We start from the raw sequence: 7,337 nt of genomic DNA on the forward strand, positions 1-7,337 counted from the left end.
GGTCTGGGGGGCGGCGCGGTGGGCGGCGTGTTCCGGCTCGGCGGCGACGAGTTCGTGATGGTGCTGCCCGACACCGACGCGGAGACACTGCGGGCCACCGCCCGCGAGGTCCGCGAGGCGGTCGCCGCTCCGGTGACGGTGCGCGGCCACACCATCGCCATGCGGGCCACCGTCGGCGTCGCCTCGTCGCGCAGCGTCGGCGCCGACGGCGGCCAGCCCAGCCCCGACACCGTCGTACGCCACGCGGACCGCCGCATGTACGAGGCGAAGCGGGCCGCCCGGGCCGGCCGGGCGATGGACCCCGCCGCGCGCTGAGCGCCGCACCCGCGCGCCGCCATGCTCACACGCGTCCGGCCGTCCCGTGCGCGCGGGCTCTGCCACCATGGGCTGACCAGCCACCGGGCTGACCGGATGACCAGGTCACAGGGGGTGCGTGGATGGGACGGGTCGTCGTGGTCGGTTCGACGAACATGGACGTGACCACCCGGGTCGACCGCATCCCCCAGCCGGGTGAGACGGTCGCCGGCTCCGCGGTCGTGTTCACCCCGGGCGGCAGGGGTGCCAACCAGGCGGTGGCCGCCAGTCGGCTGGGCGCGCCCACCGTCCTGGTCGGCGCGGTCGGCTCCGACGGCTTCGGCGCCGTGCTGCATGAGTTCCTGCGCGGCGAGGCGATTGACGTCACCTGCCTGGTCCGTCTCGACAGTGTCACCGGCACAGCCGTGACGATGGTCGACGACGCCGGGGAGAACGTCATCGCGATCGTGCCGGGCGCCAACACCGCCGTCTCCGCCGCCGCGTTGGACGGCCTCGGCCTCGGGCCCGACGACGTCGTGCTGCTCCAGCAGGAGATCCCCGCGTCGGCGAACGCGCAGGCGCTGTCACGCGCCCGGGCCGCCGGAGCCCGCACGGTCCTCAACGCCGCCCCCCACCGGCCGATGGCGGCCGACCCGCTGGCGGCCGACGTGCGGGCGGCCGTCGACGTGCTGGTCGTGAACGAGCACGAACTCGCCGGCCTCGTGCCCGAGGCGGCCGGCCTGCCGCACCTCGCGGCGACGGCCGCCGTGGCCGCGGTGCGCGGGCTGCTCGCCGACGGCGCCGGCCCGACCGCCGACATCGTCGTGACCCTCGGCGGTGCCGGCACCTGCGCGCGGATCGGCGACGCCGTCGTCACCCTGGCGGCGCCGCAGGTGCCGGTCGTCGACACCACCGGGGCGGGCGACTGCTTCTGCGGCGCGTTCGGCGCGGGCCTCGCCGCCGGGCTGCCCGCCGCCACCGCGCTGTTCCACGCGAACCTCGCGGCCTCCCTCGCCGTGCAGCGCCCCGGTGCCGGGGCGGCGATGCCGACCCGCGCCGAGCTCGACGCCCTGCTCACCGGGCGCGTCGGCTCGTAAGGACCGACCAGGCCAGGGGTGATCGCGCTCACCCGGCCCCCACCGCGCAGGCAACGACGCGGACCGTCGCCACAACGGTGCATGCGATTGTTCCCCGCCGCCCCCGGTGGCCGGGTGGCTACCGGTACCGTTGCGGCGAAATGGGCCTTCCCGCCGGCGGGACGGCAGCGGAGGCTGGGTGGCGACATGAACGCTCCAACCGGCGGGCCGCGGGTGCTCGTCGTCGACGACAACGAGATGCTGCGCGCGCTGCTGGAGCGGATCCTGCTCGCCGAGGGCTTCCAGGTCAGCGTCGCGGATTCGGTCGACCAGGCGCTGGGGCTGGGCGCCGCCGGCTTCGACGTCATCCTCGTCGACCTGCGCCTCGGCGACCGGCCGGGCACCGACCTGATCGCCGAGCTGTGCCGCGACGACCCGGCGGCGCGCCGCCGCTTCGCCATCCTGACCGGCGCCGCCGGGGTGGATCCGGTGCCCGCCGGCATCCCGGTCGTGGCCAAGCCGTTCACCGCCGACAGCCTGCTGTCCGCCATCCACGAGGTGCTGCGGGCCGCGCCGGGGCCCGACGCGCGGTGACGGCGCCCAGCGGCGACGAGCCGCCCTCCGCCGATACGGCCGTCGCCCGGGTGCACGAGCTGCTGCGCCTGGTGATCGACCTGCAGGAGCGGGCGCAGCGGGCGGCCGCGGACCGGCTGCACGACGGGCCGATGCAGGAGTTCACCGCGATCCTGCTGGAGCTCGCCAGTGTCCGCCGGCGGCTGCCGGCCGGGCCCGCCGAACGCGTGCTGGCCGTCGAGAACCGGCTGCGCCTCACAACCGTGGGGCTGCAGGCGCCGAGCGTGTTCCGCCTCGCCCACGACGCCCGCGCGGCCCTCATCGCTGGCCTCACGCAGCGCGTCGACGGCCTGCTCGTCGACCGGCTCGACACCGAGCTGCGGGTCGAGGCGCATCCGCCGACCCTCACCGAGGTCGCCGTGGTGCTCGGGGCCGTCCAGCTGCTGCTGACGGCGGGCAGCCCGCACCGCCGCGGGGAGCATGCCTGGCTGTCCGCCGAGTCCGGGCCGGACGGGCTCGCCCTGCGGCTGCGTGTCCGCCCGCCTGGTCCGCGACCGGGCTCGGCCGCGGACCAGGACCCCGCGCCCGCCGCCCTGCTGCGTCCCCTCGCCGACCTGATCGGCGCCACCGTGACGGATGATCCCGCGACCACCACCTGGAGCGCCGCGCTGCACGTGCCCCGCCCACCGCGCCCGGCCGCGGGGCGCTGAGGACCGACGGCGGCGACCCGAGCGCCGCGAGGCTGTCAGCCGATCAGCTGTCAGCCGTCGGCAGGGCCGTCGAGGACCTCGCGGACCTTCGCGAGCAGCACCCGCTCGGAGAACGGCTTGCCGAGCAGGGTGAGGCCCGGGTCGAGCGTGCCGTTGTGGGCCAGCACCGGGTAGGCGTACCCGGACATGTACAGCACGCGGATCCCCGGCCGGTGCCGGCGGACGAGCTCGGCCACCGTCCGCCCGAGCACCTGCGGCATGACGACGTCGGTCAGCAGCAGGTGGATCTCCGCCGGGTGGGTGGCGGCGAGCTCCGCGGCGCGGTGGCCCTCGGCCGCGGTGATCACCTGGTAGCCGTTGCGGGCCAGCAGACGGCGGGTCACCTCCCGCATCGCCCGCTCGTCCTCCACGACGAGGATGGTCTCGCCGCCGGTCAGCACGTCGGCGTCCGAGATCGGCTCGGGAGCAGCCACGACGCTGTCCACCGCCGGGAGCAGGATGCTGACCGTGGTCCCCAGGCCCACGTCGGAGTAGATCTCGGCATGGCCGCCGGCCTGGGTGATGATGCCGTACACGGTCGCGAGGCCCAGCCCGGAGCCCTCGCCCTTGCGCTTGGTGGTGAAGAACGGCTCGAAGGCACGGTTGATCGTCTCGGTGGACATGCCGGTGCCGCTGTCGCTGATGCGCAGGTTGACGTGCCGGCCGGGTTTGAGGCCGGGGCGTTCCATCGCGACGTCATCCAGGATGTGGATGTTGGACGTGTCGATGGTGAGCTTCCCGCCGGTGGGCATCGCGTCGCGGGCGTTCACCGCCAGGTTGACGAGCACCTGCTCCAGCTGGCCGGCGTCGGCGAACACCGGCCAGGCGTCCGCGGTGGGCAGGGTGATCAGGTCGACGTGCTCACCGAGGGTGCGCCGCAGCATCTCCTCGATGTCGCGCACGACGTCGTTGAGGTTGAGCACCCGCGGCTGGACGACCTCCCGGCGGCCGAAGGCGAGCAGCTGGTGGGTGAGCTGGGTGGCCCGCTCGGCGGCCCGCTGGACCTGCTCGATGTCGCGCCGCGCCGGCTCCCACTCACCGCCGTCGCGCTCGGCCGCGGCCGCCACCACCTCGGACACGAACGCCGTGTAGTTGATGATCACGCCGAGCAGGTTGTTGAAGTCGTGCGCCACCCCGCCGGCGAGCTGGCCGAGGCTCTCCAGCCGCTGCGACTGATGCAGCTGGGCCTCGATCCGCTTGCGCTCCGCCTGCGCGCGTAGCCGTTCCCGCTCGGCCTGGGCCTCCAGCCGTTCGGTGACGTCGCGGATCGCCGCCGACACGAGCAGGCCCTCCTCCGTCTCCAGCGCGGACAGGGAGATCTCGGCGGGGAACTCGGTGCCGTCGCGACGGCGGGCGGCGAGCTGCATCTGCGCGCCCATCGGGCGTGGCTGCGGGTCGGCGAAGTAGCGGGTGCGATGGCGCGGATGCACCGCCCGCGCCGCTTCCGGGACAAGGATCTCGACCGGCTGGCCGAGCAGCTCCTCACGGTTGTAACCGAACAGCCGCTCCGCCTGGGCGTTGACGAGTTCGATACGGCCGTCGCCGAGCACACCGACGATGGCGTCCGGCGCCGAGTCCAGCAGTGCGCGGAACTTCGCCTCCGCACGCTTGCGGTCGGTGACGTCCCGGACGGCCGCGGTGATGACCATCCCCTCCGGCGCCTGGATCGCCGACAGCGAGATCTCCGCCGGGAACTCGGTACCGTCGCGGCGCCGGCCGGCGAGCTCCATCCCCAGACCCATCGGCCGCGGCTGCGGATCACGCAGATAGGAGGCCCGATGGTCCGGGTGCAGGGCCCGAGCCGTCTCGGGGATCAGGATCTCGACGGGCTCGCCAAGCAGTTCCCTCCGGGTATAGCCGAACAGCCGTTCGGCCTGTGCGTTGACCAGCGCGATCCGCCCGTCCGCGCGGACGCCGACGATCGCGTCCGGCGCGGCGTCCAGCAGGCCGCTGGCCAGGAAGCTAACGCTGTCATCCAGGTGAACCACCCCACGGGGTGAACATCGTGCTACAGACTGACAGATCGTAGCGCCGATCCCGCCATGCCATCATCACCCTGACGGGTGGTACCCCCCGCACCTTCCGGGCTGAACGTGCAGCTAAGAGTGTTCCGTCACCGGATGTCGATCCATCGTCCGGGGGGGTGACACCGAGGTCGGCCAGGACCGCCTCGGCGGCGCGGCGCCCCGAGAACAGCGCCCCCTGGATCGAGCTCGTGTCCCGATGATCACCGCAGACGTAGACGCCCGGCGCCGTGCGGACCGACCGGCGCAGCACGTGCGGGCTCGTCATCGCCGGCAGTGCCCGCGCCACCGGATAGCGGGCCAGCAGCGCCCAGCCCCGGGCGTCGGTGCCGTACAGGGTGCTCAGGTGCGTCCGCACCGCCGCCTCGTCCTCGTGCACGCCGAGCGCCGACGCGGCGATCAGCGCCTGCCCCGCCGGGGCGTACGACGGCGCGACCTCGCTCAGAACCACCGTGTTGAGCACCGGCCCCGACCGGCGGCCCGCGGCGGACCGGCGCGGATCGGCGCGGCCCTCCACGACGAGCACCCCGCGGCGCAGCGGCGGCTCGTCCGCCGTGAAGTAGTAGGTGGTCACCCCGTGCCAGGTGGGCTCGGCGATGCCCGGCAGCAGGCGGGCCGCCGTCGTCGCGTCGGTGGCGACGACGACCGCCCGGCAGCGCAGCGACCCGCCGTCCCGGGAGCGCACCCCGCCGCTGGTGACGATGTCCGCCGGGCAGCCGGTCCGCACCGTCCCCGGCCGCAGCCGGGCCGCCAGCTGGCGGGGCAGCGCCGCCATGCCCTCCGCGGGCAGCACCGGCGCCGCGGCGGCGAGACTGCGCCACACAAGATGGAAGAACCGGGCCGAGGTGGCCAGCTCGTCCTCCAGGAAGACGCCGCGCAGCAGCGGTGCGAGCACCCCGTCGACGGCCCGCGCCGACACCCCGCGGGCCAGCAGATCCGCGCGGGTGGGCCGTTCGGGCCCGGCGACCAGCGCCGAGGGCTGCGCCAGTCGGTCGCGGGCGGTCAGGGCGGCGAGCCGGGTGATGTCCGCCAGCCCCAGCGCTCTGCCCGGGACCAGGCCGCCGAGCGCCGCCGGCGTCCCGGCCGGATCGCCCAGCAGTACCGAGCGCACCCCGTCGCGCACCAGCAACCCCCGCACGAACGGCCGCGGCCGCAGCGCCGGCAGGTCGATCCTTCGGCGCACCTCCGGGTAGGCCGGCAGCAGCACCTGGAAGCCGCGATCGAGGAGGAACCCGTCGACCAGGTCGGTCCGCACCCGCCCACCGACGTCGTCCGCCGCCTCCCAGACGACCACCTCCAGCCCCTCGTCAGCGAGCAGCGTGGCCGCCGACAGCCCCGCGAGCCCCGCGCCCACAATCGCCACATCGGCCGTCTGCATGGCCACCCACCATTCCGTGTCCCGCGTCCGCGTCCCCCGTTCGTACCCCGGACAGCGGGTGGATCGCTATCGGGGCGGAGCCGCGACCTCCGGCGAGTCGCGCGCGTCGTCCGACCGGCCGTCGGCGGACTCCTCCGGACGCCGCGGGCAGGGCGCCACGACCTCGGAGGGGACACTCCCCGAACGCTCGCCCTCGACCCGCTTGCCCTCGGACCGCTCGACCTCGACCCGCTCGGCCTCGGCCTGCTCGGCCCGCTGGGCCCACAGCCGGCGCACCCGGTCCAGTACCACGATCGAGATCACCACGAGGGTGCTGCCCACCACCGCGTCGAGCCAGTAGTGGTTCGCCGTGACGACGACGACCATCGTGGTGAGCACGGGATGCAGGACGGCGATCCAGCGGGCACGATGACGCAGGATCGTGATGACCGCCCAGGCCTCGATCAGCGACCAGCCGACATGCAGGCTCGGCATCGCCGCGTACTCGTTGGCGATGCCGCCGCTGCCCTCCCCGTAGGGCGACGGCCCGTATACCTTGCCGGTGTCGACGAGCGGCACATTCAGCACCTGCGGCAGGAACCGCGGCGGCGCCAGCGGATACAGCAGGTGGATGACGAGCGCCATCCCGGTCGTCATGATCAGAATGTTGCGGATCCGCGTCCAGTGACGGCGGTGCCGGACGAACACCCACAGCAGAAGGACGATGACCGACGGGAAGTGGACGACGATGTAGAACCAGTCCGCCGCCCGGATGAGGAACTCCGCGTGCAGCGCCAGGCGCTGGACGGTCGCCTCGCTCGGCAGGTACAGGGCACGCTCCAGGCGCCAGACGTGCCCGGCGGCGGTCAGCGCCGAGCCCTCCCGCCCGGCGGCCAGGTGCCGGCTGAGGCTGTACGTCACATAGAGCAGGGCGATGAGCAGCAGCTGGCTGGCCGCGTACGCCGCCGTGCCGACCACCCGGCGCAGTCCCGCCGCCCGCGCGACCACCGCCGACCCTCCCGACGATGACCCGCCTGGCGCAGACCCGTCCGACGAGGATCCGCTGGTGGCAGACCCGCCTGAGACAGGGCCGCCGGCTCTCGGAGCCCCGCGCTGGGGCGGCGCCACCGGCATCCCCAGGGCATGACGCGACAACGGGGATCGCACCGCCGGTCGCCGCTGGTCGGCCGAGTCCGTAGGCGCAGCCCAGCCCATCCGTACTCCTCCCCACCCGGTGCGAGCACCCCACACGCGCCCCCGACAG

The 7,337-nt window shown here is 74.5% G+C and carries 6 protein-coding genes and 1 pseudogene; 4 read left to right on the forward strand and 3 right to left on the reverse strand.

Annotation, left to right across the window (positions count from 1 at the left end; genetic code table 11):
- The 4 genes from C1A33_RS16560 to C1A33_RS16575 form a co-directional block, all read left to right on the forward strand.
- The coding region (locus C1A33_RS16560; RefSeq protein ID WP_115537965.1) for a diguanylate cyclase domain-containing protein at window positions 1-315 on the forward strand (315 nt) is incomplete at its 5' end.
- A gap of 122 nt (window positions 316-437) precedes the next feature.
- Window positions 438-1,391: a ribokinase gene (locus C1A33_RS16565; protein WP_101832392.1), complete on the forward strand. Its 954-nt coding sequence runs from the start codon at window positions 438-440 to the stop codon at window positions 1,389-1,391.
- A 186-nt stretch (window positions 1,392-1,577) separates the two neighbouring features.
- Complete coding sequence (locus C1A33_RS16570; RefSeq protein WP_243407627.1) at window positions 1,578-1,964, forward strand: response regulator; 387 nt, start codon at window positions 1,578-1,580, stop codon at window positions 1,962-1,964.
- Entirely contained in the window at window positions 1,961-2,653 is a 693-nt protein-coding gene (locus C1A33_RS16575) for a histidine kinase (protein ID WP_101832393.1), read from the forward strand. Before C1A33_RS16570 ends, C1A33_RS16575 begins: the two co-directional genes overlap by 4 nt.
- Before the next feature lie 50 nt (window positions 2,654-2,703).
- Here C1A33_RS16575 and C1A33_RS16580 read toward each other — a convergent pair whose 3' ends face one another.
- The 3 genes and pseudogenes from C1A33_RS16580 to C1A33_RS16590 all read right to left on the reverse strand — a co-directional run bounded on the left by C1A33_RS16580 (window position 2,704) and on the right by C1A33_RS16590 (window position 7,081).
- A complete protein-coding gene (locus C1A33_RS16580) occupies window positions 2,704-4,680 on the reverse strand; it encodes a PAS domain S-box protein (protein WP_101832394.1) in 1,977 nt (658 codons plus the stop codon).
- Window positions 4,664-6,103 (reverse strand): annotated as a pseudogene (locus tag C1A33_RS16585) (NAD(P)/FAD-dependent oxidoreductase); the annotation flags it as partial. The gene C1A33_RS16580 and the pseudogene C1A33_RS16585, both read right to left, overlap by 17 nt.
- Before the next feature lie 57 nt (window positions 6,104-6,160).
- Window positions 6,161-7,081: a phosphatase PAP2 family protein gene (locus C1A33_RS16590; RefSeq protein WP_243407628.1), complete on the reverse strand. Its 921-nt coding sequence runs from the start codon at window positions 7,079-7,081 to the stop codon at window positions 6,161-6,163.
- Between the last annotated feature and the right edge of the window lie 256 nt (window positions 7,082-7,337).

Source organism: Frankia canadensis, assembly GCF_900197875.1.
Lineage (GTDB): Bacteria > Actinomycetota > Actinomycetes > Frankiales > Frankiaceae > Frankia > Frankia canadensis.